Annotated in this window: 24 protein-coding genes; 16 read left to right on the top strand and 8 right to left on the bottom strand. The window is 54.9% G+C overall.

The window, feature by feature from the left end; all coding sequences use genetic code 11:
* Positions 1 to 18: 18 nt before the first annotated feature.
* The 3 genes from AB1F12_RS07215 to AB1F12_RS07205 all read left to right on the top strand — a co-directional run bounded on the left by AB1F12_RS07215 (position 19) and on the right by AB1F12_RS07205 (position 2,935).
* Entirely contained in the window at positions 19 to 1,470 is a 1,452-nt protein-coding gene (locus AB1F12_RS07215; RefSeq protein WP_368187720.1) for a cache domain-containing protein, read from the top strand.
* On the top strand, positions 1,467 to 2,111 hold the full coding sequence (locus AB1F12_RS07210; RefSeq protein ID WP_368187718.1) for a response regulator: 645 nt from the start codon (positions 1,467 to 1,469) through the stop codon (positions 2,109 to 2,111). Before AB1F12_RS07215 ends, AB1F12_RS07210 begins: the two co-directional genes overlap by 4 nt.
* 62 nt (positions 2,112 to 2,173) lie before the next feature.
* Complete coding sequence (locus AB1F12_RS07205; RefSeq protein WP_368187716.1) at positions 2,174 to 2,935, top strand: methyl-accepting chemotaxis protein; 762 nt, start codon at positions 2,174 to 2,176, stop codon at positions 2,933 to 2,935.
* A 76-nt stretch (positions 2,936 to 3,011) separates the two neighbouring features.
* On the opposite strand, the gene AB1F12_RS07200 is transcribed toward AB1F12_RS07205, so the two are convergent.
* Together AB1F12_RS07200 and AB1F12_RS07195 are read right to left on the bottom strand one after the other, a co-directional pair.
* Complete coding sequence (locus AB1F12_RS07200) at positions 3,012 to 3,383, bottom strand: hypothetical protein (protein WP_368187715.1); 372 nt, start codon at positions 3,381 to 3,383, stop codon at positions 3,012 to 3,014.
* Between the two features lie 87 nt (positions 3,384 to 3,470).
* Positions 3,471 to 5,270: a calcium-binding protein gene (locus tag AB1F12_RS07195; RefSeq protein WP_368187713.1), complete on the bottom strand. Its 1,800-nt coding sequence runs from the start codon at positions 5,268 to 5,270 to the stop codon at positions 3,471 to 3,473.
* 519 nt (positions 5,271 to 5,789) lie between these two features.
* Here AB1F12_RS07195 and AB1F12_RS07190 point away from each other — a divergent pair.
* The 3 genes from AB1F12_RS07190 (at position 5,790) to AB1F12_RS07180 (ending at position 8,671) form a co-directional block, all read left to right on the top strand.
* Positions 5,790 to 7,541 carry an acetolactate synthase 3 large subunit gene (locus tag AB1F12_RS07190; protein ID WP_368187711.1) on the top strand — a complete coding sequence of 584 codons (1,752 nt, stop codon included), beginning with the start codon at positions 5,790 to 5,792 and terminating at the stop codon, positions 7,539 to 7,541.
* 12 nt (positions 7,542 to 7,553) lie between these two features.
* Entirely contained in the window at positions 7,554 to 8,117 is a 564-nt protein-coding gene (gene ilvN, locus AB1F12_RS07185) for an acetolactate synthase small subunit (protein ID WP_368187709.1), read from the top strand.
* A 167-nt stretch (positions 8,118 to 8,284) separates the two neighbouring features.
* Positions 8,285 to 8,671 carry a carboxymuconolactone decarboxylase family protein gene (locus AB1F12_RS07180; protein ID WP_368187707.1) on the top strand — a complete coding sequence of 129 codons (387 nt, stop codon included), beginning with the start codon at positions 8,285 to 8,287 and terminating at the stop codon, positions 8,669 to 8,671.
* Between the two features lie 53 nt (positions 8,672 to 8,724).
* Here the strand turns inward: AB1F12_RS07180 and AB1F12_RS07175 are convergent, their stop codons facing one another.
* Positions 8,725 to 8,997 (bottom strand): hypothetical protein, encoded by a 273-nt coding sequence (locus tag AB1F12_RS07175; protein WP_368187705.1) that lies wholly within the window; start codon positions 8,995 to 8,997, stop codon positions 8,725 to 8,727.
* Positions 8,998 to 9,296: 299 nt separating this feature from the next.
* Between AB1F12_RS07175 and AB1F12_RS07170 the strand changes: the two genes are divergently transcribed.
* From AB1F12_RS07170 to AB1F12_RS07160, 3 genes are read left to right on the top strand one after another with little or no spacing between them, the layout of a single operon-like run.
* Positions 9,297 to 10,238 (top strand): nucleoside hydrolase, encoded by a 942-nt coding sequence (locus tag AB1F12_RS07170; RefSeq protein WP_368187704.1) that lies wholly within the window; start codon positions 9,297 to 9,299, stop codon positions 10,236 to 10,238.
* The gene (locus tag AB1F12_RS07165) at positions 10,235 to 10,681 is read left to right on the top strand and encodes a GNAT family N-acetyltransferase (protein ID WP_368187702.1); all 447 of its coding nucleotides are present in this window, start codon (positions 10,235 to 10,237) and stop codon (positions 10,679 to 10,681) included. The genes AB1F12_RS07170 and AB1F12_RS07165 overlap by 4 nt, the downstream gene beginning before the upstream one ends.
* Positions 10,681 to 12,081, top strand: a complete 1,401-nt coding sequence (locus AB1F12_RS07160; protein ID WP_368187701.1) for a YdiU family protein — start codon at positions 10,681 to 10,683, stop codon at positions 12,079 to 12,081. Before AB1F12_RS07165 ends, AB1F12_RS07160 begins: the two co-directional genes overlap by 1 nt.
* A gap of 11 nt (positions 12,082 to 12,092) precedes the next feature.
* Here the strand turns inward: AB1F12_RS07160 and AB1F12_RS07155 are convergent, their stop codons facing one another.
* From AB1F12_RS07155 to AB1F12_RS07140, 4 genes are all read right to left on the bottom strand, one after another.
* A complete protein-coding gene (locus AB1F12_RS07155; protein ID WP_368187700.1) occupies positions 12,093 to 13,085 on the bottom strand; it encodes a DUF3179 domain-containing protein in 993 nt (330 codons plus the stop codon).
* 77 nt (positions 13,086 to 13,162) lie between these two features.
* Complete coding sequence (locus AB1F12_RS07150; RefSeq protein ID WP_368187699.1) at positions 13,163 to 13,540, bottom strand: hypothetical protein; 378 nt, start codon at positions 13,538 to 13,540, stop codon at positions 13,163 to 13,165.
* A 69-nt stretch (positions 13,541 to 13,609) separates the two neighbouring features.
* Complete coding sequence (locus AB1F12_RS07145; RefSeq protein ID WP_368187697.1) at positions 13,610 to 14,170, bottom strand: peptidylprolyl isomerase; 561 nt, start codon at positions 14,168 to 14,170, stop codon at positions 13,610 to 13,612.
* Positions 14,163 to 14,669, bottom strand: coding sequence for a peptidylprolyl isomerase (locus tag AB1F12_RS07140; protein WP_368187695.1), 507 nt, complete (start codon positions 14,667 to 14,669; stop codon positions 14,163 to 14,165). The genes AB1F12_RS07145 and AB1F12_RS07140 overlap by 8 nt, the downstream gene beginning before the upstream one ends.
* A gap of 138 nt (positions 14,670 to 14,807) precedes the next feature.
* Between AB1F12_RS07140 and pgk the strand changes: the two genes are divergently transcribed.
* The 3 genes from pgk to AB1F12_RS07125 all read left to right on the top strand — a co-directional run bounded on the left by pgk (position 14,808) and on the right by AB1F12_RS07125 (position 17,607).
* Complete coding sequence (pgk, locus tag AB1F12_RS07135) at positions 14,808 to 15,983, top strand: phosphoglycerate kinase (protein ID WP_368187693.1); 1,176 nt, start codon at positions 14,808 to 14,810, stop codon at positions 15,981 to 15,983.
* A 119-nt stretch (positions 15,984 to 16,102) separates the two neighbouring features.
* A complete protein-coding gene (locus tag AB1F12_RS07130; RefSeq protein ID WP_368187691.1) occupies positions 16,103 to 16,996 on the top strand; it encodes a fructose bisphosphate aldolase in 894 nt (297 codons plus the stop codon).
* Positions 16,997 to 17,100: 104 nt separating this feature from the next.
* The gene (locus tag AB1F12_RS07125) at positions 17,101 to 17,607 is read left to right on the top strand and encodes a hypothetical protein (protein WP_368187690.1); all 507 of its coding nucleotides are present in this window, start codon (positions 17,101 to 17,103) and stop codon (positions 17,605 to 17,607) included.
* Here AB1F12_RS07125 and AB1F12_RS07120 read toward each other — a convergent pair.
* The gene (locus tag AB1F12_RS07120) at positions 17,604 to 17,876 is read right to left on the bottom strand and encodes a DUF1272 domain-containing protein (RefSeq protein ID WP_368187689.1); all 273 of its coding nucleotides are present in this window, start codon (positions 17,874 to 17,876) and stop codon (positions 17,604 to 17,606) included. The two genes, AB1F12_RS07125 and AB1F12_RS07120, sit on opposite strands and share 4 nt — an antisense overlap.
* Before the next feature lie 210 nt (positions 17,877 to 18,086).
* Here AB1F12_RS07120 and AB1F12_RS07115 point away from each other — a divergent pair, with 210 nt between their 5' ends.
* The 4 genes from AB1F12_RS07115 to AB1F12_RS07100 all read left to right on the top strand — a co-directional run bounded on the left by AB1F12_RS07115 (position 18,087) and on the right by AB1F12_RS07100 (position 22,459).
* Positions 18,087 to 18,386, top strand: coding sequence for a septum formation initiator family protein (locus AB1F12_RS07115; RefSeq protein WP_368187687.1), 300 nt, complete (start codon positions 18,087 to 18,089; stop codon positions 18,384 to 18,386).
* A gap of 368 nt (positions 18,387 to 18,754) precedes the next feature.
* Positions 18,755 to 19,744: a pyruvate dehydrogenase (acetyl-transferring) E1 component subunit alpha gene (gene pdhA / locus AB1F12_RS07110; protein WP_368187685.1), complete on the top strand. Its 990-nt coding sequence runs from the start codon at positions 18,755 to 18,757 to the stop codon at positions 19,742 to 19,744.
* A gap of 13 nt (positions 19,745 to 19,757) precedes the next feature.
* Positions 19,758 to 21,140, top strand: a complete 1,383-nt coding sequence (locus AB1F12_RS07105; RefSeq protein ID WP_368187684.1) for a pyruvate dehydrogenase complex E1 component subunit beta — start codon at positions 19,758 to 19,760, stop codon at positions 21,138 to 21,140.
* Positions 21,141 to 21,151: 11 nt separating this feature from the next.
* Positions 21,152 to 22,459, top strand: a complete 1,308-nt coding sequence (locus AB1F12_RS07100) for a pyruvate dehydrogenase complex dihydrolipoamide acetyltransferase (protein WP_368187683.1) — start codon at positions 21,152 to 21,154, stop codon at positions 22,457 to 22,459.
* Positions 22,460 to 22,581: the final 122 nt, after the last annotated feature.

The following is a 22,581-nucleotide window of genomic DNA, read 5'->3' as shown; positions in this document are numbered from 1 at the left end:
CGGTCTATCGAATCATTTATGGACACCCGCCCAACCCCTTTTCGCGATGCAATTGCGCTCAGTTACGGACAAAAACTGTTCCTTTTGGCAACCGTGCCCCTGATCGTGGCGGTGACGGTGATTTCGTTTTTGGTGATCGGCCAATCAAGGCAATTGGCAGAACGTGAAATCAAGGCGCTGGAAACGCAGCTGATCGATGCCAAGCGGGATGAGCTGAAAAACTATATGTCAATTGCACGCACGGGCTTCGTCAATATTTATGGACGTGCCGCACCAGATGACGAAGTGGCCAAGCTTGAAGTGACCCAAGAATTGTCATCCATGATCTATGGTCAGGACGGCTATTTCTTTGTGTATGATTACGATGGGCGCAATCTGGTCGCCCCCCGGCAAACGTTTCTGATTGGCGGGGACTGGACTGGGTTGGTGGACACAAATGGCATACCGATCACGGATGAATTGATCCGTATCGCCCGCGCCGGTGGGGGCTATCATACCTTTGACTGGCCCAAACCCAGCACCGGTGAAACCGCGCGCATGGTTGTCTATGTGGTGGGCTTGCAGGATTGGCGTTGGGTTGTGGGCACCGGTATTTTCATCGATGACGTGTTGGATACCGTCGCCGCAGCCCGCGCCGAAGTTGAGGACCGCATCCAGAGGATGTCACTCTATATATTGGCCATCACCATTGCGGCGTTGGTGGCGGTGTTTTTGACCGGTATTGGTCTGAACATACGTGAACGACGGCTGGCCGATGCCAAGCTAAAGCAACTGACCCAACGGATCATCGACACCCAAGAAGAAGAGCGCGGGCGCGTGGCGCGGGAATTACATGACAGTATTTCCCAGATTTTGGTGTCGGTGCGATATGCGTTAGAATTGGCTCGTAAACGTCTGAAATCAAACGATGAACGCGCCGAAGAGAGCTTGGACAAAGGCATCCAATCCCTTGGCGGCGCCATCCAGGAAGTGCGCCGGATCAGCCGCGATTTGCGCCCCGGTGTGCTGGATGATTTGGGGCTTGGCCCGGCGTTAAAATCCCTGACCGAAGATTTCGCAACCCGAACCGGCATCATCGTGAATTTTGAAACCGTGGTGTTTCGAAATCGGCTGGATCAAGAGGCCCGCATTGCCATGTATCGCATCGCCCAAGAGGCCCTGACCAATATTGAACGCCATGCCGAAGCGACACAGGTCGATATTCAACTGCGCGGCAATCGCAAAGGGGCATTGCTGCGTATTGCTGATAACGGGGTCGGCCTGCCGCCCCGCACCGAACGGCGCAGTCGTGGCGGTGGACTGGGGCTGCGCAATATGGCTGAACGTATCGAACAATTGGGTGGGACATTTCACCTGATTTCCACTGGTCCGGGAACCGTGATAGAAGCCCTGATCCCGCTGAGCCACATGCTGACACCGACCGAAAACACGACGGGTCGATTGGTTCACAAAAAGGAGGACGTCATATGAGTTTGGTCCGAGTTGTTATCGTTGATGACCACCCCATGGTGGCCGAAGGCATCCAGTCGCTGCTGGAATCCTATGACAATATTAATGTGGTCGGCGTCCTGTCGAACGGACAGGAAATCGTGGATCAGGTAGAAACGCTGGATCCCGATGTCATTCTGCTGGATTTGAATATGCCGCAACTGGGCGGGCTCACGGCCACTGAAATGATTTTGGAACGCCGTCCTGCGACCCGGATTCTGATCCTGTCGATGCATGACAGCCCTGAATATATCAGCACCGCCCTTAACCATGGTGCCAAGGGCTATGTGCTAAAGGATGTCCCAACCGAAGAAATCCATACCGCGATTGAGGCGGTCATGCGTGGCGAACAATATCTATGCACCGGTGCCGAAGGTTCCCTTAAACCCAAAATCGCAGATGGTCGGGAACCCCTAACCAACCGGGAACAAACCATTTTGTTGCAATTGGCGCAGGGGCAATCCAACAAAGAAGTCGCAAATGTTTTGGATATTTCTGTCCGCACGGTAGAAACCCATAGAAAGAATATCAAACGTAAATTGGGGATCAGTTCGACCGCTGGACTGACCCGGTATGCGTTGGAACATGGGGTCCTGCAAGGCACCGGCGTGGCGCTGAATTAACCACACACTTTTAGCAATTAGTTTACAATTTGACTGATATTGTCCCCTCAAAAGGGGCCGCTATGAACGTACAACTTGATCCACACCAAACCACGCCAAGTTATTATAACCCGGCCACCAACTCGTTTGGTCAGGAACAAAATGACATTCGCGTGCTGGTTGATGAAATTGCGACAACACGTGGTTTGACCATTCAGATGTCACTGCGGCTGATGACGCTGGCCTCTGCCCCGCCTGATGATATTCGCGATCTGGTTATGGGTGAATTTGTCGACATGGCTGCGCAATTTGGCCGCAATATGGATCTGCTCTATGGCACAGGTGGGTTTTCCACGGGAAATTTTGCCGATCATCCACGGGAACGGATCGAATGGATCAGGTCCATCGCATTACAGCATCCCCAGCGTAAAAATCGCATATTGGGGGTGCAGTCCAAAATTCAGGATATGCAAACTCTGATTGAGGCAGGAACCCTGCCCGATTGCAGATCCGCGCGACATTTTTACGAAACCCTGTGGCCAGTCGTGCGCGATGAAATGACCAAAATGATATGGGATCTCTGGGCGGATTTGGACAACCAGAAACAAGAAACCATGTCTCAGGTGGATCAGCTTCATATCACGTTGGAAACCACATTGGATGAAATTAAATCGATTGCATCTGCGGTGCGCATGACGGCGTTGAATGCCTCTATTCAGGCGGCCCATGCAGGCGAAGTGGGGTCTGGTTTTTCTGTTGTCGCCAAAGAAATTCGCGCACTTGCAGAGAAAATTCAGGCCTCGACGGATAATGCGGATCAGGCTGTGCGTGAAATGCGCGATTAGACCCAGCTGTATCAATAAAAACGGGGCGCAATGACGCCCCGATCAACAGAAACTATTCTGTCAGAATGCCGTTGGCCTAGGAATGCAACTTGGCTGGGCTAAAGGACCGCAGCAGGGTCACATTGCCCTCGTTTACGGACAATTCCACCTGAAAATCCTGATCTTTGGGCAATGTCCCTTGCGACGCCAACCCGACGGTGACCCGCTGAGCCACATCATCCACAGCAAATTTCAAATCCTGTGTCGGGGACAATCGAAATCCGAGCGAAAACGGCGCGGCTTCCTGACCTTCGGTTGCGACATAGACATCCTTTTCGCCAATTGCAGCCGGATCCTGCGAATGTTCAAGCCACAAAATGAACGGACGCCCATCAGGACCCTGCATGGCATAAACAGCATCAACAAGATCGACATTTCGGCTGGACAAGGTATCAGCGATGGATGGCACAGGCGGCTCCTTGGGTTTTGACATCAATTTGACGTCACAGATCGGGTTTTGGGTCAAATTTGGGGGCAATTGGCCCCCAAACGTTGTTTAGGCGAACAAGAAGTCTTCTTCGCTCAGGTCTTCTGCATTTACACCTTCGAGGCGGATCACCAGATCACCCGCTTCGATTACGGCGGCGCTTTCATCCTGGCTTAGGAACAGCCCGGCAAAGTCCAGACCGTCAATTCCAGAGATTTGGATTTGGTCGGCACCATGGCCAAAATCTGTGATCACGTCAGCGCCGTCTCCGTCGTCGAACGCAAACAGGTCATCGCCATCACCACCGGTCATCAGGTCATTATCGACACCCCCATCAATCAGGTCATCCCCGTGACCGCCATAGATTGTGTCGTCATCATCCGCGCCGAAAATTTGATCATCCCCATGACCGCCATAAAGCAGGTCATCGCCGTTATCAGGCTCCAAATCGCCCAAAACATCGGGAACATTCAGCGTATCTGGCAGCCCGGGCGGCAGGCCACCATGGATCACATCATTGCCGGTGCCTGCGAACACCGTATCGGACCCTTCGCCCGCGATAATCACGTCATTTCCGGAATTGCCATAGATCGTGTCGGCGTCAAACCCGCCATCCAGCGTGTCATTGCCGGACCCACCGCGAATGTAATCCGCGTCATCGCCGGTGGTGACCGTGTCATGCCCGGCCCCGGCCCAGACAACATCCATATCGTCGCCCGGCAAAGGATCCGCGGGGAACAGCCCCGGATAACCCAGATCAGGCGCACCAGAAATGCCAAACACATCGTCAACATTGCCGGATGTATCAATCACATCGTTGCCAGATCCACCGCCGACATGGTCAGACCCGTTGCCGCCGATAATGATATCGCGACCGGCATTGCCATGCAGGCTGTCATCGCCGTCGCCACCATTGATTTTATCCCAGCCAGAGCCGCCGCGAATGGCATCGTCGCCATCCCCACCATAAAGTTTATCCGCGCTGGCCCCGCCATAGATTTCGTCATGGCCAGCCCCGCCATAGGCGATGTCTTTGCCGATCCCGGCCACGATCAGGTCATTGCCCCAATCCCCACGGATGAAATCGTTGCCCTGTTGACCATAAAGCGCGTCATTGCCTTTGTTGCCATGCAACCGGTCGCCGCCATCGCCACCAAACAACGTGTCATTGTTGTTGCCACCATGCAGACTGTCTTCGCCGCGGGCCCCATACAATGTGTCGTTGTTATCATGGCCATAAAGGGTGTCATTGCCGTAGCCACCACCGATTTTATCGTGACCTTCGCCGCCCAGAACATAATCGTCGCCCGCACCGGCATAGACCACATCGTCGCCTTTGCCCGCATGCACCACGTCGTCACCGGTCCACGTGCGGATCAGATCACCCCCATGACCGCCCAGAACCACATCATCGCCGCCACTGGCGCTGATGCTGTCCCCGGCCGACATGGCACGAATAAAGTCATCGCCGCCATCAGTATAAAGCGCGTCAACAAAAGGAGTGCCTTTGACCACGGCGTTCATATCCTCAAGCGCAGCAGCATCCCCGTCAAAGGTCAGACGCTGTGCAACTGGCCCGGCCAACACATCAAACTGAATGGCGATCCCATCGGGGGTTTCAACAACAATCAGATCACCTGCCGCATTTGCCTGATAAGAATGTTCGATCAAGGAACCTTGCACACCCTCTTCGTCAAAAACTTGGGTGCATAGCAGTGCATTGACAAAGCCATCCGCATCTTCGGCCCCAATTCCGGCGAAGAAAGTCACGCCATATCCACCATTTGGTAGATCAGAGATCGTCGCATTGGATAATGGATTAAAATCTATCTCACTTTGGGCATAATCGGTTACCGAGGCAGGTATCATGGCAGTCCCCTTTAAAACGCGTCCCCATCGACCGCGCTGAAATGTGTCAAAAACTGGGCCAAATGTGGCGCAATTGCGGGCATATTTCAAAGAGAATGTGGCAAACCCCGCATCCAGGTTAAAAAGTGATTAACAAAAGCCAAGATTGTCGATGGATTGGAAACAACATTGCCATTATTGCCGGATCGGACAATTTCAGCCCGCAGGTCTGATCAAAATTTGATAGAATCACACGTAAATTTGATCCGTTTCAAATGGCAGCCAAAGGCGATTTTGTAATTTTATTGCGGCAAACCCCCGTTTGACGAAATTTTTGCTGCATTACTGTTGACGCCATGTTTCCCCCGTGCATAAAGTCACCACGCAACGAGGAGCCCGGAATGAAACGCATTCTAGTACTTGTGAGAATAAGGCGCATGGACCGGTAACGGTAGACCATAATGGTACCCCATGCGCCCTCGGAAATTTCCGGGGGTTTTTTGTTGCGCAACTTAAAAATGTCTGAATACGGAGCAAGACATGACACGTCAGATGACCGGTGCGAAAATGGTAGTTCAGGCCCTGAAGGATCAGGGTGTCGACACAATCTTCGGATATCCTGGCGGAGCTGTGCTTCCGATTTATGATGAGGTCTTTCTTCAGAATGACATCCGCCACGTTTTGGTGCGCCATGAACAGGCCGCGATCCACGCCGCCGAAGCCTATGCACGTTCCACCGGCAAGGTTGGCGTGGCGCTGGTGACATCCGGACCCGGCGCGACAAACGCAGTGACCGGCCTGACCGATGCATTGTTGGATTCCATTCCGATCGTTGTGTTTTCCGGGCAGGTACCGACCTTTATGATTGGGTCGGACGCCTTTCAGGAAGCCGACACCGTTGGCATCACCCGCCCCTGCACCAAACACAATTGGTTGGTCAAAGAGACCGACAAATTGTCCGGCACCATTCACGAAGCGTTCCACGTGGCCACCACTGGCCGCCCCGGTCCGGTTCTGATTGACGTGCCCAAGGACGTGCAATTTGCCACCGGTAAATACACCGACAAACTGAAAAACAAGAGCCATTATAACCCACCCGTCAAAGGCGACATTGCCTCGATCACCGAATTGGTCGAAGCCATGGAACAGGCCGAACGCCCGGTATTTTATACCGGCGGTGGCGTGATCAATTCCGGCACGGCGGCGTCACAATTGCTGCGCGAATTGGTGGATGCAACGGGCATCCCGATCACGTCGACTTTGATGGGTTTGGGCGCCTACCCGGCGACGGGTGAAAATTGGCTGGGCATGTTGGGCATGCATGGTCTGTATGAGGCGAATATGGCGATGCATGATTGCGATCTGATGATCAATATCGGCGCGCGTTTTGACGACCGCATCACCGGGGTGATTGAAAAATTCAGCCCCAACTCAACCAAGGCTCATATCGACATCGACCCGTCCTCGATCAACAAAGTGATCCCGGTCGATATCCCGATTGTTGGCGATGTGGGCCACGTATTAGAAGACCTGCTGAAAGTGTGGAAATCCCGCGGGCGCAAGGTCAACAAAGACGGTTTGGCGCGTTGGAAAGGTCAAATCGCAGATTGGAAAGCTGTGAATTGTCTGGCGTTTGAACAAACCGGCAAGGTGATCAAACCTCAATATGCGCTGGAACGGCTGGAAGCACTGACCAAAGACATGGACCGCTATGTGACCACTGAGGTGGGCCAGCATCAGATGTGGGCGGCGCAGTTTTTGAAATTCAATGAACCCAATCGGTGGATGACATCCGGCGGTCTGGGCACGATGGGCTATGGGTTCCCTGCCTCAATCGGTGCGCAACTGGCGCATCCGGATGCCTTGGTGATCAACGTGGCTGGCGAAGCGTCCTGGCTGATGAACATGCAGGAAATGGGCACTGCGATGCAGTATCGCCTGCCGGTGAAACAGTTCATTTTGAACAATGAACGTCTGGGCATGGTGCGTCAGTGGCAGGAATTGCTGCATGGCGAACGCTATTCCAGCAGCTGGTCCGAAAGCCTGCCTGATTTCGTGAAATTGGCCGAAGCGTTTGGCGCCAAAGGCATTCAATGTTCCGATCCCGACACGCTGGATGATGCGATCCTGGAAATGATCCATCATGACGGGCCGGTTCTGTTTGATTGTCTGGTTGAAAAGCATGAAAACTGCTATCCGATGATCCCATCGGGCAAGGCGCATAACGAAATGCTGATGGGCGACGATTCCACCGAAGGCGCAATCGACGCGTCCGGCTCGGTTTTGGTATAAGGAGAGACGAAAATGTCCGCACTACGTATCAAAAAAGGCTCTACCAGCCATTCCGCCTATAACCTACGCCCCAATTTTTCGGACGTTGTTGAAACCCACACACTGGCGATGCTGGTGGAAAATGAACCCGGCGTTCTGGCCCGTGTGATCGGCCTGTTTGCCGGGCGTGGCTACAACATCGAAAGCCTGACCGTGGCCGAAGTGAACCACGAAGAAAACCTGTCGCGCATCACCATTGTCACCAGCGGCACGCCGCAAGTGATCGAACAAATCAAAGCCCAAGTCGGCCGGATTGTACCGGTGCGCGACGTGCATGACCTGACCGTCGAAGGCCCGTCCGTGGAACGCGAATTGGCGCTGTTTAAGGTGTCCGGCAAAGGCGAACATCGGATCGAAGCCTTGCGCATGGCGGAAATTTTCCGCGCCAATGTGGTCGACAGCACGTTGGAAAGCTTTGTGTTTGAAATCACCGGCACGCCGGAAAAAATCGACGCTTTTGCGGATCTGATGCGCCCGATTGGCCTGTTGGAAATGGCGCGCACGGGCGTTGCGGCCCTGTCACGCGGCGCTGAGTAATAACGGCGATCCCTTTCTGATACGGCAAAGGGCGGATGATTTCCGCCCTTTTGTTTTGTGAAAATGACGGCCGCGACTGGCGAAACCTCGCGCCTCAGGGCTTGATCAGACCCATGTCTGATCTCATATCAAATCATGACAATTATTTTTGATATTCAGAGGCATAGATGACCAAATCCACCACGCAAATCGGCAGAGAACTCTCTGAAACGTTGAACCCGGGCATGGAACAGGCGCTGGATGCGCGGTACGGACATTTGTTGCCCGGAATGGCCGAAGGTGTCGTTGATTTCTCTTATGGGCGACAATACGGCCGACCGGGCCTGCCGTTGAGAGACAGATATATCGCCACAATCGCGGCCCTAACCGCATTGGGTGGGCAGACCAAACCGCAGCTAAAGATCAATATTTCCGGTGGCTTAAAGGCCGGTCTGACCCAAAAAGAAATTGCCGAAGTGATCTGGCAAATGTCGCTCTATGGCGGGTTCCCCTCAGCGATCAACGCGCTAAACACAGCGCTAGAAGTCTTCGAAGAACAAGACCCCTCAGATTGACCCAAATCGTCGAATTGAGACGCCCAAATCGGGCGTCTCGTTTGATTATGTCGTCATCCGTCGGTGGACTTTTCCTCCATGGGGATCAGCCCGGCATCCGCGCCGGCTTGGGCCTCGATCATATCGACAACACCGTCCCCATTGGCATCCAAAACCATAAAGTCATCCGCACTGATCGTTGGAAAAGCGACCTGAATTTCGCTCAGTGTATACACGCCGTCACCATCCGTATCGATGCTGACATCTGCCATTGGCGCCTCATCAGCCATGGCCGTGCTAGCGATTAGGATCAGGGCCATAATAGGTGTGATATTCTTGGTAAGCATTTGATTTTCCTCATTTAGGACATGATAAAAGAAGAGCGTCCCCTTCGCCGCTGTGATGCCAGCCCCCGATTAAAAACGATATCCCATCGCCATGGTGCGGCACATTTCGGCCACGCGCTGCCCGTTTTTGCCCCTCAAATCAGCGGCCCACCGCACGGCAAAATCCCGCCACCCCTGATCTGAGCAATAATCGAGCGAAATCGCTTTTGTTGAGCGGCAAAATCATGCTGGCTCTGGCCATTGACCCAATTTGCTGAAACTGTGTGCCCAAGTTCAAAGCAGGCTTTGGAGAGCAATATATGGCCCCGCGTAAAATTATCATCGATACCGATCCGGGACAGGACGATGCCGTTGCCATTTTGTTGGCGCTTGGCAGCCCTGAGGACATCGATTTGTTGGGGATTACAGCCGTGGCCGGTAACGTTCCGCTGGAATTGACGCAGAAAAACGCCCGCATTGTCTGTGAATTGGCCAATCGCGCGGATGTCAAAGTGTTCGCGGGCTGTGACAAACCAATGGGTCGTACCTTGGTTACGGCTGAGAATGTGCATGGCAAAACGGGTTTGGATGGTCCCCCGATGGTGGATCCGACCATGCCTTTGCAGGAACAGCACGGTGTTGATTTCATCATCGAAACCCTGCGCGCACATCCGGCGGGAACGGTCACATTGGTGCCAATCGGGCCGCTTACAAACATCGGAGAAGCCTTTTCAAAGGCCCCCGATATCATCGAAAAAGTGCAGGAAATTGTGCTGATGGGCGGGGCTTACTTTGAGGTTGGCAATGTCACTCCGGCGGCGGAATTCAACATTTACGTCGACCCAGAAGCCGCTGATATCGTGTTTAAATCCGGGGTTCCAATCACCGCGATGCCGCTGGACGTCACACACAAAGTGCTGACCACACAGGACCGCGTGGATGCGTTTGCCGCCCTCAAGACCGAAGTGGGCCGCATGGTCGCCGCGTGGACGCATTTCTTTGAACGGTTTGATATGGAAAAATACGGATCGGCGGGCGCGCCCCTGCATGACCCCTGCACCATTGCCTATCTGATTGACCCCACATTGTTCACCGGGCGCAACATCAATGTCGAAATTGAAGTCCAGTCCGATTTGACCCGCGGCATGACCGTCGCCGATTGGTGGCGGGTGACGGATCGCCCGGCCAATACCTATTTTGTTGGCGATGTGGATGCGGACCGATTTTACACCCTGCTCACCGAAAGGCTGGCCCGCCTATGACCGCAATGCATCTATGTTCCCCTGACGATTTACCCCGAATTTTGCCTCTGGTCGCCCGGTTTCACGAAGAAATCGGCATTGCCAGCGAAGAAGACCACCGCGAAGCCGCGATAAAACCATTGCTGGATGGATCGCCATTGGGGGCCGTCTATTTGATGGGCCCGGCGCGCGCTCCGGTTGGGTATGTTGTGATCACATTTGGCTGGTCAGTTGAGTTTGGCGGCATCGATGCATTTGTTGACGAATTGTTTATTCGCCCATCCGTACGTGGACGTGGATTGGCAACTGAGGCGTTATTGGCCCTAAGCAAGGCCCTGTCCCAAGGCGGCGTGCGCGCCTTGCATCTAGAGGTCGCAACCGAAGATCAAGCCACAATCCGGCTTTATCAGCGCAATGGGTTTTCAATCCGGGACGGCTATCATCTAATGAGCAAATCGTTGTAATGGCTATCAAAATCCCATTTGATAATTCATATACACGTCTGCCCGATCAGATGTATTCACATCAAGTGCCTGAACCGGTATCCAATCCCAGCCTGATCATCTGGAACGCAGAGCTGGCGACGCAGCTGGGCATCACACAAGACACAGAAAGCGATCTGGCGCAGGTTTTTTCTGGCAATATTATTCCAAATGGCGCAACTCCGATCGCGCAGGCCTATGCCGGGCATCAATTTGGCCATTGGAACCCACAATTGGGCGATGGTCGCGCCGTCTTATTAGGAGAGGTTAACGGTCCGGCAGGTCGGTTTGATCTCCAACTCAAAGGATCGGGGCGTACCCCCTATTCGCGCAATGGGGATGGCCGGGCTTGGCTGGGTCCGGTGCTGCGTGAATATTTGATGTCAGAGGCCATGTTCGCGCTAAGCGTCCCCACAACACGGGCCTTGGCGGCTGTGGCAACCGGGGATCGGGTGCAACGCGAAATCGGGTATCCCGGTGGCATCGTGACACGTATCGCGGCCAGTCATATCCGAATTGGTACGTTTCAATATTTTGCGGCGCGCAATGAACTGGTGGCGCTGCGGGCGCTCTATGATCATGTTATTGAACGACATTACCCAGATGCGACGTCGCCCTCTGATTTACTGAAACAGATCATGACACGGCAGGCGCAATTGATCGCGGGCTGGATGTCGGTTGGATTTATCCATGGTGTGATGAACACAGACAATGCGCAAATTGCCGGGGAAACCATCGATTACGGCCCTTGCGCCTTTATGGATGATTATCACGCGATGCAGGTGTTTTCGTCGATTGATCAACGGGGGCGGTATGCCTATGGCAACCAGCCCCGGATCGCTGTTTGGAACATTGCGCAACTGGCCACTGCGTTGATCCCTTTGATGCCGGATCAGGACCGCGCCATCGAAGATTTCACCGAAATTGTTAACGGTTTTCCTGCCATTTACGAAACTGAATGGCGCAAGCGTTTTGCTGCCAAATTGGGCATCGCGCCGAGCGAAGCCAGCGATCAATTGGCGCAGGATCTGCTTGCATTGATGGACAAAGACGCGGCTGATTTCACAAATGTATTTGCAAATTTGGGCAGGGATACGGACCGCGACCAATTCATCGATCGTGCTGTATTTGACGCCTGGCGCGTACGTTGGATGGACCAAGTCCCGAACCTGGATCAGATGCGGATCACAAACCCAATTGTCGTGCCGCGCCTGCATCAAATCGAGGCTGTGATCCAAGCGGCGGTGGAAGGGGATTATACCCCCTTTCACACATTGCTATCCGTGGTCACGCACCCGTTTGACCGCTCTGATCTGGCGGATGGTTTTACCCAGCCACCGGTGCCGTCTGAGGTGGTTTCACGTACATTTTGCGGCACTTAACCAATCAACCCTTACTGGTCCAACATCCAAATCCCGTCGGGCCAAAAGGCGTGAAACGCAAAGGCAAACATCACATCATGCGGCAGATCATTGCCCGCCGCGTCGCGCACACGCACGGTGCCCACATCCCGTGATTGGGCGATGCTTTCGCCGTCCAGCGCCGACGCTTGCCCCGCGTTCCAGCTTAGAACCACGCCGGATTCTGACACTTGCCCCTGTTCAGACAAACGTGTCATCGGCCAAGCTCGATCCCCGACGCGCACAACCCGTGCGAGGGCAGGAATGTCATGGGGCGGCAATTCACCGGAATACAAAAACGGCCGCTGGGATGAATCATAGCGCACATACGGATTGTGCCCATAGGCCCGGTTATAGCCCACCGGTTTGGTCATCACGATGCCTTCGGGATTGCGGGCTTTGAACTCGGCCCAGCTTTCCATCCAGCTGGGCAGGCTTTGCAATTCGGTTCCGTTCAATTCGCCGACAATCGATGTGCCGATGGCCTGCTGCCACCAGCTTTCGGTTTCGCGGTCATACATCACCATGTCCGAATTGCGCAATTTGCCCGACACGCCAAAGCTCAGCACCTGATCCCCGACCCGCCGGTCAAAGGTGATGCCCGAATTGCACAAAGGACAGAATGTCACTGCGACCGGCAGATCACCGATCTGATCGTTGACGATTTCATGCCATGTCAAATAGCGGATTGGATAGGCCCGTGGGATTTCGCCTTCGATTTCGACGGTGATGACAGGTTCGCGCTCTCCAATGTCACCTTCTTCGCCAATCAGCACAAATTGCGGATTATCAATGGCCGGGATGCCGTCTTTGGGGGGGCCGCCCGACAGAATTTCCCGCCAAGAGGCAACGCTGGTCTGTTCAAAATCGGTATTGGGCCATTCATTGGCCCAAAATTCCGGATTGGCGGATGCGCTTTGGGGGGCGGTGGTCAGTGTTAAGGCCACAATCGCGGCGCAGCTGATCGTTTTGAATAGGCTCTGCATGCATAATCCTCCGTTGGGGAAACGGTGGCAGGGAATTGACAGGCCGCATAGCCCCCTCGCGCAGATGTGAGCAGTGTTTATGCCTGTGAGGCGCGGCGATAAACCCGCAGATAGGCCATGACAAAGCCGAGCTCGGCGCAGATCGCCAACCACATCCCCGGCCCCGCCATCCCGCGCAGATATTCAAACAGACCCAGCATCGCCAGCCCGCTCATCCCTGCCATCATGCCAGCAGACAGGATGCGCTGGGTTTCAGAATTGTTCGATTGGCGGCTGAGAAATGTCATAACACCAAGCCCCAGAAACAGCATCGCGGCCCGTTTGGCCAGAAAATCAGCACTGTCATGGGCGGGGATCTGAAACAGCCAATAGATCAGGCCGGGCGTGGTCAATAGACAAAGGCACAGCAACCAGCACACACATGTCGCCGCCACAGAAATACGGGAATAAGTCATGACCGGCCGCCCTTTGGCAAAGTTTGCCCGGCCCCGCCGGTATGGGCGGGATCGGGTGAATTTTGTGGATTATTGCGCGCGCACAACCACGGATGTCATCACATCCGGTTCGCCGATCACAGCGCCGTTACGGCCTTCGCCCAGCTTGATTGTGTCAACGATATCCATGCCTTCGGTGACTTTGCCGATGATCGTGTACTGACCATTCAGGAAATGGCCGTCATCGAACATGATAAAGAACTGCGAATTGCCGGAATCCGGGTTTTGCGACCGGGCCATGCCCACCATGCCGCGATCAAACGGGATGTCGGAAAATTCCGCCGCCAGATCGGGACGATCTGACGATCCCATCCCGGCGCGACGCATGTCTTGGCCCAAAATCCCGAATTGCACATCACCTGTCTGCGCCATGAAGCCTTCGATCACGCGGTGAAACACCACGTTGTCATATTTGCCCTCTTCGGCCAGCGCGACCAATTGCGCAGTGTGACCGGGGGCGACTTCTTCGTTTAGATCAATGGTGATGACGCCATTGGCCTGCCCGGACACGGTGATGTCCAGATAGGGGCCGGGTTCGTCTGCGACAGCCGGAGCTGCCGCCAGAACCAAAGCTGCCGCCAGCTTATGCATCTGCGGCGACTTTCATCGAAATCATCCGATCCGGGTTCGCAGGTGGCTCGCCCCGCACGATTGCATCAACATGTTCCATGCCTTCGATGACTTGGCCGTAAACGGTGTATTGGCCGTTCAGGAAATCATTGTCGTTAAAGTTAATGAAGAACTGAGAATTGGCCGAGTTGGGATCGCCCGAACGTGCCGCGCCGATGGAGCCACGCGCATGTGGGATATTGGAAAACTCCGCCTTCAGGTTCGGCAGATCGGACCCGCCTGTGCCCGCCGCGCGGATGTTGAAATCTTTTTCCATATTTCCGTTGGCCACATCGCCAGTCTGGGCCATAAAGCCGTCGATCACCCGATGAAAGGCCACATTGTCATAGGCACCAGAGCGGGCCAATTCCTTCATGCGGTCACAATGGCCGGGGGCCACATCAGGCAGCAATTCGATGGTGACGGTGCCACCTTTGAGTTCCAGCAGGATGGTGTTTTCGGGATCTTTGATGTCAGCCACAAGCTGTCCTTTCAGATTAAATTTGGCGTGAACCTACGCATTGCCGACCCGATTGCCAAGACGGGCCTGTTGACGTGGCGGGAATTTGCGCCGAAACAGGGGCCAACCCGAATTTTTGCCCGATTTTAGGAGAGCATAATGAGCTGGAAATCCCTTGATGATATGGACTTGAATGGCAAACGTGTGCTGACCCGTGTGGATATCAACGTGCCGATGGAAAACGGTGTTGTGACCGACACAACCCGGATTGACCGCATTGTCCCCACAATCAAAGACATTCTGGCCAAAGGTGGCTCGCCCATTCTGTTGGCCCATTTCGGTCGCCCCAAAGGCCAATATGTGCCGGAAATGTCCCTATCCCCGCTGGTGCCATCCCTAGAGGCCGCGTTTGGCACATCGGTGACATTCATCGAACGCCCATCGCGCGACATGATTGACGCCCTGCCCGGCGATGCGGTTGTTTTGGTGGAAAACACCCGGTTCAGCGCCATGGAAACCGACAATGACCCGAAAATGGCCGGTTTTCTGGCCACGTTGGGCGACGTTTATTGTAACGACGCCTTTTCGGCCGCGCACCGCGCCCATGCCAGCACCGAAGGCGTCGCACGTCTGCTGCCAAATTGTGCCGGTCGCCTGATGCAGGCCGAACTCAGCGCGCTCGAAGCCGCACTTGGCACGCCGAACCGTCCGGTTGTGGCGGTGGTGGGCGGCGCCAAAGTGTCGTCCAAGCTGGACCTGCTGGGCAATCTGGTCGCCAAAGTTGACACGCTGGTGATCGGTGGTGGCATGGCCAACACATTCCTGGCCGCGCAAGGCATCAATGTGGGCAAATCCCTGTGTGAACATGATCTGGCTGATACGGCCCGCGACATCATGGCCAAGGCCGAGGCCGCAGGCTGCACCATTTTGCTGCCCTCAGATGTGGTTGTGGCGCGCGAATTCGCCGCAAATGCCGCCAATGAAACCGTGGATGTTACGGCTTGCCCGGACGATGCGATGATTTTGGACGCCGGTCCCGCATCCGTGGCGGCGATCGCGACTGCGTTGGACGCGGCCAACACGCTGGTCTGGAACGGCCCGCTTGGCGCGTTTGAAATAGAACCCTTTGATGCGGCCACCAATGCCGCAGCACAAAAGGCCGCAGACCTGACCAAAGCCGGGTCGCTGGTGTCGGTCGCCGGGGGCGGTGATACGGTTGCCGCGCTGAACAAAGCCGGTGCTGCGGATCACTTTACCTATATCTCAACCGCGGGTGGCGCGTTCCTGGAATGGATGGAAGGCAAGGAATTGCCCGGTGTTTTGGCACTTTCTTAAGTTTGAGCAGTGAATTAAACCACTGTTAGCGCAACCATATTTGCGGCCCGCCCGCCCCTGTCTTAGAAGCGCCCCTGAAGAGGGGCGCTTTTCTTTTAGTCATAGAGTGGAATCGACACATGCCAAACCAAGATCAAATCAATCTCATCCGTGCTGGACAGGGTTTCATTGCTGCACTGGATCAATCCGGTGGTTCCACCCCCAAGGCGCTGCGGCTCTATGGTGTCGATGAAACGGCTTATGATGGCGACGATGAAATGTTCGGCCTGATCCACGATATGCGGACCCGTATCGTCAAAGCACCTGCCTTTACCGGGGACAAAGTTGTCGGGGCGATCCTGTTTGAAATGACCATGGATCGCACCATCGACGGCATGCCTTCCGCGCAGTATATCTGGGAAAAACGCGGCGTTGTACCATTCCTGAAGGTCGACAAAGGTCTGGAAGCCGAAGCAAACGGCGTACAATTGATGAAACCGATGCCGGAACTGGATGCCGTTCTGGATCGCGCCGTGGCCAATGGCATTTTTGGCACCAAGATGCGGTCGGTGATTTCTGCGGCCAATGCGGACGGTGTCAACGCCATCGTTGCGCAGCAATTCGAAATCGGCGCGCGGATTAATGCCAAGGGTCTGATCCCAATTCTGGAACCAGAAGTGACCATCACCATTGCTGACAAAGCTGAGACCGAAGTGATGCTGCGTGATGCCATCCTGGCGCAATTGAACGCCCTGCCCGACGATCAAGATGTGATGCTGAAACTGACATTGCCGGAACAGGCCAACCTTTATCTGCCATTGATCAAACATCCGCGCGTGATGAAAGTTGTGGCCCTGTCAGGCGGCTATTCCCGCGCCGAGGCCAATGCGCGTTTGTCCCAAAACACTGGCATGATCGCCAGCTTTAGCCGTGCCCTGACCGAAGGTCTGTCTGCCCAGCAAAGCGACGCTGAATTTGACACCATGATCGCAGACACAATTGACCAGATTTATCAGGCATCTATCGCGGGCTAAGCCGCGAAACAGATGCCACCGGATCAAGGCGCCTGCGGGCGCCTTTTTCATACCTGACGTTAGAATATCATTGCAATTGTACCCATTTGCGATCTGATGCCCTTATGAACCCTCACAAGACCATTCAGGTGCAGGACCGGTTTCAAACCGGTTACTCCTATACACGTACCGCCCCTATGGGTCAGGATTTTGACGCGGATTTCACCCCGTTTCACAGCCCCTCACAAATGTTAGCGATGGGGGTGTTCGAAGGCAAATACCTAAACGACTGCACCGCAGAATTTCCTGCCGATTGGTTTGACGCGGCAAAAATCAGCGACGTCCCGGATGTTTCGCTCAACTATTTTGGCGTCAAAAGCCGCCAGCCCCTGTCGGTTTGGCGCGACAAAGGCTGGATCTTTGGGCCCGATCCGCGGGGCTGGTTTCAGTGGTATTGCCGCTATTACATGGGACGCCGTTTGCCAGATATTGATGCAATTCAGATCAAACGTTGGCGCGGTTTTGCCCGTCACGCAGGTCAAATTCGCGCCAATTGCCATCCCGGCGATATCTTTTGCCGCCCGCGCCAACGTCAGGCGCTGCTGCAATGGGCTTATGATCCGATGATCTAACGCTGATTGGGCGGGATGTCTTTGATCCGGGCCACATGGGCGGCGATGTCCTGTGCGCTGAACTTGGAATGCACCCGAGTTGCGCTGGCCGGATGGTGGCCCAGCCCCAGTTTATGCGTGTCACGAAACGCGGTTTTGGGGCGTATGGGGCGTGGGGCAAAGCCGCCCCCGCAGGTTGGGCAGACATTGTGCAGCACCCGGTCAACGCAGTCTGCGCAATAGGTGCATTCATAGCTGCAAATACGCGCCTCAGAGGCATCGGGTGCCAAATCTTTGTCGCATAACTCGCAATTTGGCCTGAATCTAACATGCTGTTTCCCCCGGTTTTCCCCGCCACCTTGTCGCGCATCGTCGATTATGTCCAGCGATAGGCAAATAAGCGCCTGAAATTACAAGAAAAGTAATTTTGGGGATTCACAAGCCGAATCAAATATGCGAATCTCTTGTTAACCGGCGTTAGACCGGGATGAGGCAGTAAAATGACGACGCGTAAGAGCCCGGCTTTGGGCGCTCTCTTCTTCCTTGGTGGGGCCGTGATATTAGGGTCCTATTTTTCCTTTGCCGCTGTGCAGGGGGATTACGGCGTGTTTCGTCGTGCCGAGGTCGAAGCGGAGGCGCGTGCGTTACGGCTTGAATTGGCGATATTACAACAAGATGTGGCGCGGATGGAAAATCTGACCCGCCGCCTGTCTGATCAGTTTCTGGATCTGGACCTGCTGGATGAACGCGCGCGCGATGTACTGGGGTTGATCCGGTCAGACGAAGTTGTCATCCGCTGATCAGATTCTGATCACCACGACGTTCTTCTTTTGCGATTTTTGATGCCTTTGCATCGCAATGCGTCGCGCTTTTTTCTAAAATTGCACCGCAACGGGTCGGCATTCGGTCCATCGCCAAATCTGCGATCCAACTGCGTTTACAATTTTGATCCCCCCTAACCCGTTTTGACCAAACACAAATTCACCGTGATCCATGGTGGGTCCTTTGGGGGCGTTAACCTTGATATTCGCTCAACGCATGGACGGATTGCGCTGCGTGCGCGACCCAAGGTTAATTAGCAATGGAATTTTAAATCGACCTCCTGTAAGAATAGTTTAAAGCTAAACTATCTATTTAGCGATCTGTTTTGCCCAAGGAGGAGGACCTGATGGCCGCCAGAAAAGCCAGTAGCAAACCCAATGTGTCGAAAGACGAGCTGCTCTCTTATTATCGTGACATGCTTTTGATCCGTCGTTTTGAAGAAAAGGCCGGTCAATTATATGGAATGGGTTTGATTGGGGGGTTCTGCCACCTGTATATCGGACAAGAAGCCGTGGTTGTCGGCCTAGAAGCCGCCACCAAAGAGGGCGACAAACGGATCACATCCTATCGTGACCACGGCCATATGTTGGCCTGCGGCATGGACCCCAAAGGGGTGATGGCCGAGCTGACCGGGCGTGAAGGAGGTTACTCCAAAGGCAAAGGCGGCTCGATGCATATGTTTAGCAAAGAGAAGCATTTCTACGGTGGCCATGGCATCGTGGGCGCACAGGTGCCATTGGGTGCGGGTCTGGCGTTTTCCGACAAATATGCCGGCAATGACAATGTGACCTTTACCTATTTCGGGGACGGCGCGGCGAACCAAGGCCAAGTTTACGAGACATTTAACATGGCAGCCCTGTGGGATTTGCCGGTGATTTTTGTAATCGAGAACAACCAATATGCGATGGGCACCGCCCAGGCGCGGTCTACGTCCTCGGCCGAAATCTATGAACGCGGCAATGCGTTTGGCATCAAAGGCGAAGCGGTTGACGGCATGGATGTTCTGGCCGTCAAAGCCGCATCTGAGAAAGCTGTGGCCCATTGTCGTGCAGGCAAAGGTCCCTACATTCTGGAAGTGAAAACATACCGTTACCGTGGCCATTCCATGTCTGATCCGGCCAAATATCGTACCCGCGAAGAAGTGCAGAAAATGCGCGAAGAACGCGATCCGATCGAAGCGGTCCGGTCGCTGTTGCTGACCGGCAAACATGCATCCGAGGATGATCTGAAGGCGATCGACAAAGAGATCAAAGCCATCGTCAACGAAAGTGCAGACTTTTCGAAAGAAAGCCCGGAACCGGCTGTCGAAGAGCTCTGGACAGATATTTACGCCTAAGAGGGACATCATCATGGCTACTGAAATTCTAATGCCCGCCCTGTCCCCCACCATGGAGGAAGGCACATTGGCCAAATGGCTCGTCAAAGAGGGCGACACCGTCCAGTCTGGCGACATTATGGCTGAGATCGAAACCGACAAAGCGACGATGGAATTCGAAGCGGTCGACGAAGGTGTGATCGGCAAAATCCTGATCGCAGAAGGCAGCGAAGGCGTTGCGGTGAACACCCCCATCGCCGTGTTGCTGGAAGACGGCGAAGACGCTTCTGCCATTCCCGAAACCGCAGCCCCAGACGCCAAAGCGGGCAATGCGGCGGCTGTCGCAGACAGCTCCGCTGCGCCCGCCACCCCGGTTGCGGCGGCCCCGGCTGCGCCTGTGTCCAACGCATCTGCGGATTGGCCCGAAGGCACCGAAATGAAAACCCAGACCGTGCGCGAAGCGATCCGCGACGCCATGGCCGAAGAAATGCGCCGCGACGAAACTGTGTTCCTGATGGGCGAAGAAGTGGCAGAATATCAGGGCGCTTACAAAGTGTCCCAGGGTCTGCTGGACGAATTTGGCTCTAAACGCATCATCGACACGCCCATTACCGAACATGGCTTTGCCGGGATCGGTGTCGGGGCGGCCTTTGGTGGTTTGCGCCCAATCGTTGAATTTATGACCTTCAACTTTGCCATGCAGGCGATTGACCAGATCATCAACTCAGCCGCCAAGACATTGTATATGTCCGGTGGTCAGATGGGGGCACCTATGGTGTTTCGTGGTCCAAACGGTGCAGCGGCCCGCGTTGGCGCGCAACACAGCCAGGATTATGCCGCTTGGTATGCGCAAATTCCGGGTCTGAAGGTTGTTATGCCTTACACGGCTGCGGATGCCAAAGGTCTGATGAAAACCGCGATCCGGGACAATAACCCGGTGATTTTCCTTGAAAATGAAATCCTGTATGGCCGCACATTTGACGTGCCGGTTCTGGATGATTTCACCATTCCCTTTGGCAAGGCCCGCATCGCGCGCCCCGGCAATGACGTCACCATCGTGTCCTTTGGGATTGGTATGCAATATGCCATGGCAGCGGCAGAACAGCTGGCGGGCGAAGGCGTGGATGCCGAAGTGATCGATCTGCGCACCCTGCGTCCGATTGATTATGACACTGTGCTGGCTTCGGTTATGAAAACCAACCGCTGTGTCACTGTCGAAGAAGGCTTCCCTGTGGGGTCCATCGGCAACCATTTGTCCGCAACCATCATGGAACGTGCCTTTGATTATCTGGACGCCCCTGTGATCAATTGCGCTGGCAAAGACGTGCCAATGCCCTATGCGGCCAATCTTGAAAAACTGGCACTTGTGACCACGGACGACGTTGTCGCTGCCGTGAAACAAGTGACCTACCGGTAGGAGAGACAGATATGCCAACAGAAATCCTGATGCCCGCCCTGTCCCCCACCATGGAGGAAGGCACATTGGCCAAATGGCTGGTCAAAGAAGGCGACACCGTTGAATCCGGCGATTTGCTGGCCGAGATTGAAACCGACAAAGCCACCATGGAATTCGAAGCCGTGGACGAAGGTGTGATCGGTAAAATCCTGATCGCAGAAGGCAGCGAAGGCGTGGCCGTGAACACCCCCATCGCCGTGTTGCTGGAAGACGGCGAAAGCGTGTCTGACATTGCAGCCCCAGCTGCCGCCCCAGCCGCAAGCGCCCCCGCAGCCGCAGAGGTGGCCCCCGCAGGGGGCTCCGATAAGGCTGCCCCAACCTCTGCCCCCGCTGCCGCGGATGGGTCACGTTTGTTTGCCACACCTTTGGCGCGTCGCATTGCGGCGGACAAAGGCTTGGATTTGACCCAGATCACCGGGTCGGGACCACATGGCCGCATCGTAAAGGCTGACGTCGAAGGCGCCACTGCAACGGCACCGTCTGCATCACCTGCGGCCGCAGCGGCACCTGCCGCCAAATCCGCAGCCCCAGCCGGCGCTATGCCAGCAGGTCCGTCGACGGAAACGGTGCTAAAGATGTACGAAGGTCGCGACTTCGAAGAAGTCAGCCTGGACGGTATGCGCAAAACCATCGCCGCTCGCCTGACCGAAGCCAAACAAACCATCCCGCATTTCTATCTGCGCAAAGACATCAATCTGGATGCGTTGCTGAAATTCCGCAGCCAGTTGAACAAACAGCTGGAACCACGCGGTATCAAACTGTCCGTGAATGATTTTATCATCAAGGCCTGCGCACTTGCACTGCAATCCAACCCCGAAGCCAACGCCGTTTGGGCCGGGGATCGGGTGCTGCAGATGAAATCCTCTGATGTGGCGGTGGCCGTCGCCATCGAAGGCGGTCTGTTCACACCTGTGTTGCAGGATGCGGATACAAAATCCTTGTCGACGCTGTCTGCCCAGATGAAAGACCTGGCCGGACGCGCCCGGGATCGCAAATTGGCACCCCATGAATATCAGGGCGGTTCCTTTGCAATCTCAAACCTTGGGATGTTTGGCATCGACAATTTCGACGCCATCGTGAACCCACCGCATTCCGGCATTCTGGCCGTGGGCGCCGGGGTCAAGAAACCAGTGGTTGGCGCAGATGGCGAACTGGCTGTGGCCACGGTGATGTCTGTGACCATGTCCGTTGACCACCGCGTGATCGACGGCGCATTGGGGTCGAACCTGTTGAACGCGATCAAGGACAACCTTGAAAGCCCGATGACTATGCTTGCCTAAGCATTCCCTTAAACTCAAAGCAAAGGCCGTCCCGTTTGGGGCGGCCTTTGTCGTTTCAGGGCTGTTTCCTAAGGTCAGGAAAGTCTGACTTTTGGCTTTGGTGCGGTTTTGCTAGGGTCTGC

It is taken from the genome of Aestuariibius sp. HNIBRBA575, from assembly GCF_040932005.1.
GTDB lineage: Bacteria > Pseudomonadota > Alphaproteobacteria > Rhodobacterales > Rhodobacteraceae > CANLNM01.
Note: the sequence above shows the minus strand (reverse complement) of the source record. Positions and strands in the feature narration are given on the sequence as shown.

Bases quoted from the DNA above. Each gene is read 5' to 3' on its own strand.
- AB1F12_RS07170 (WP_368187704.1), top strand. From the start codon at position 9,297: ATGGCCCCGCGTAAAATTATCATCGATACCGATCCGGGACAGGACGAT.
- AB1F12_RS07115 (WP_368187687.1), top strand. From the start codon at position 18,087: ATGACGACGCGTAAGAGCCCGGCTTTGGGCGCTCTCTTCTTCCTTGGT.
- AB1F12_RS07165 (WP_368187702.1), top strand. From the start codon at position 10,235: ATGACCGCAATGCATCTATGTTCCCCTGACGATTTACCCCGAATTTTG.
- AB1F12_RS07215 (WP_368187720.1), top strand. From the start codon at position 19: ATGGACACCCGCCCAACCCCTTTTCGCGATGCAATTGCGCTCAGTTAC.
- pdhA (WP_368187685.1), top strand. From the start codon at position 18,755: ATGGCCGCCAGAAAAGCCAGTAGCAAACCCAATGTGTCGAAAGACGAG.
- AB1F12_RS07205 (WP_368187716.1), top strand. From the start codon at position 2,174: ATGAACGTACAACTTGATCCACACCAAACCACGCCAAGTTATTATAAC.
- AB1F12_RS07160 (WP_368187701.1), top strand. From the start codon at position 10,681: ATGGCTATCAAAATCCCATTTGATAATTCATATACACGTCTGCCCGAT.
- AB1F12_RS07155 (WP_368187700.1), bottom strand. From the start codon at position 13,085: ATGCAGAGCCTATTCAAAACGATCAGCTGCGCCGCGATTGTGGCCTTA.
- pgk (WP_368187693.1), top strand. From the start codon at position 14,808: ATGAGCTGGAAATCCCTTGATGATATGGACTTGAATGGCAAACGTGTG.
- AB1F12_RS07150 (WP_368187699.1), bottom strand. From the start codon at position 13,540: ATGACTTATTCCCGTATTTCTGTGGCGGCGACATGTGTGTGCTGGTTG.
- AB1F12_RS07180 (WP_368187707.1), top strand. From the start codon at position 8,285: ATGACCAAATCCACCACGCAAATCGGCAGAGAACTCTCTGAAACGTTG.
- AB1F12_RS07145 (WP_368187697.1), bottom strand. From the start codon at position 14,170: ATGCATAAGCTGGCGGCAGCTTTGGTTCTGGCGGCAGCTCCGGCTGTC.
- AB1F12_RS07125 (WP_368187690.1), top strand. From the start codon at position 17,101: ATGAACCCTCACAAGACCATTCAGGTGCAGGACCGGTTTCAAACCGGT.
- AB1F12_RS07175 (WP_368187705.1), bottom strand. From the start codon at position 8,997: ATGCTTACCAAGAATATCACACCTATTATGGCCCTGATCCTAATCGCT.
- AB1F12_RS07210 (WP_368187718.1), top strand. From the start codon at position 1,467: ATGAGTTTGGTCCGAGTTGTTATCGTTGATGACCACCCCATGGTGGCC.
- AB1F12_RS07105 (WP_368187684.1), top strand. From the start codon at position 19,758: ATGGCTACTGAAATTCTAATGCCCGCCCTGTCCCCCACCATGGAGGAA.
- ilvN (WP_368187709.1), top strand. From the start codon at position 7,554: ATGTCCGCACTACGTATCAAAAAAGGCTCTACCAGCCATTCCGCCTAT.
- AB1F12_RS07100 (WP_368187683.1), top strand. From the start codon at position 21,152: ATGCCAACAGAAATCCTGATGCCCGCCCTGTCCCCCACCATGGAGGAA.
- AB1F12_RS07195 (WP_368187713.1), bottom strand. From the start codon at position 5,270: ATGATACCTGCCTCGGTAACCGATTATGCCCAAAGTGAGATAGATTTT.
- AB1F12_RS07190 (WP_368187711.1), top strand. From the start codon at position 5,790: ATGACACGTCAGATGACCGGTGCGAAAATGGTAGTTCAGGCCCTGAAG.
- AB1F12_RS07130 (WP_368187691.1), top strand. From the start codon at position 16,103: ATGCCAAACCAAGATCAAATCAATCTCATCCGTGCTGGACAGGGTTTC.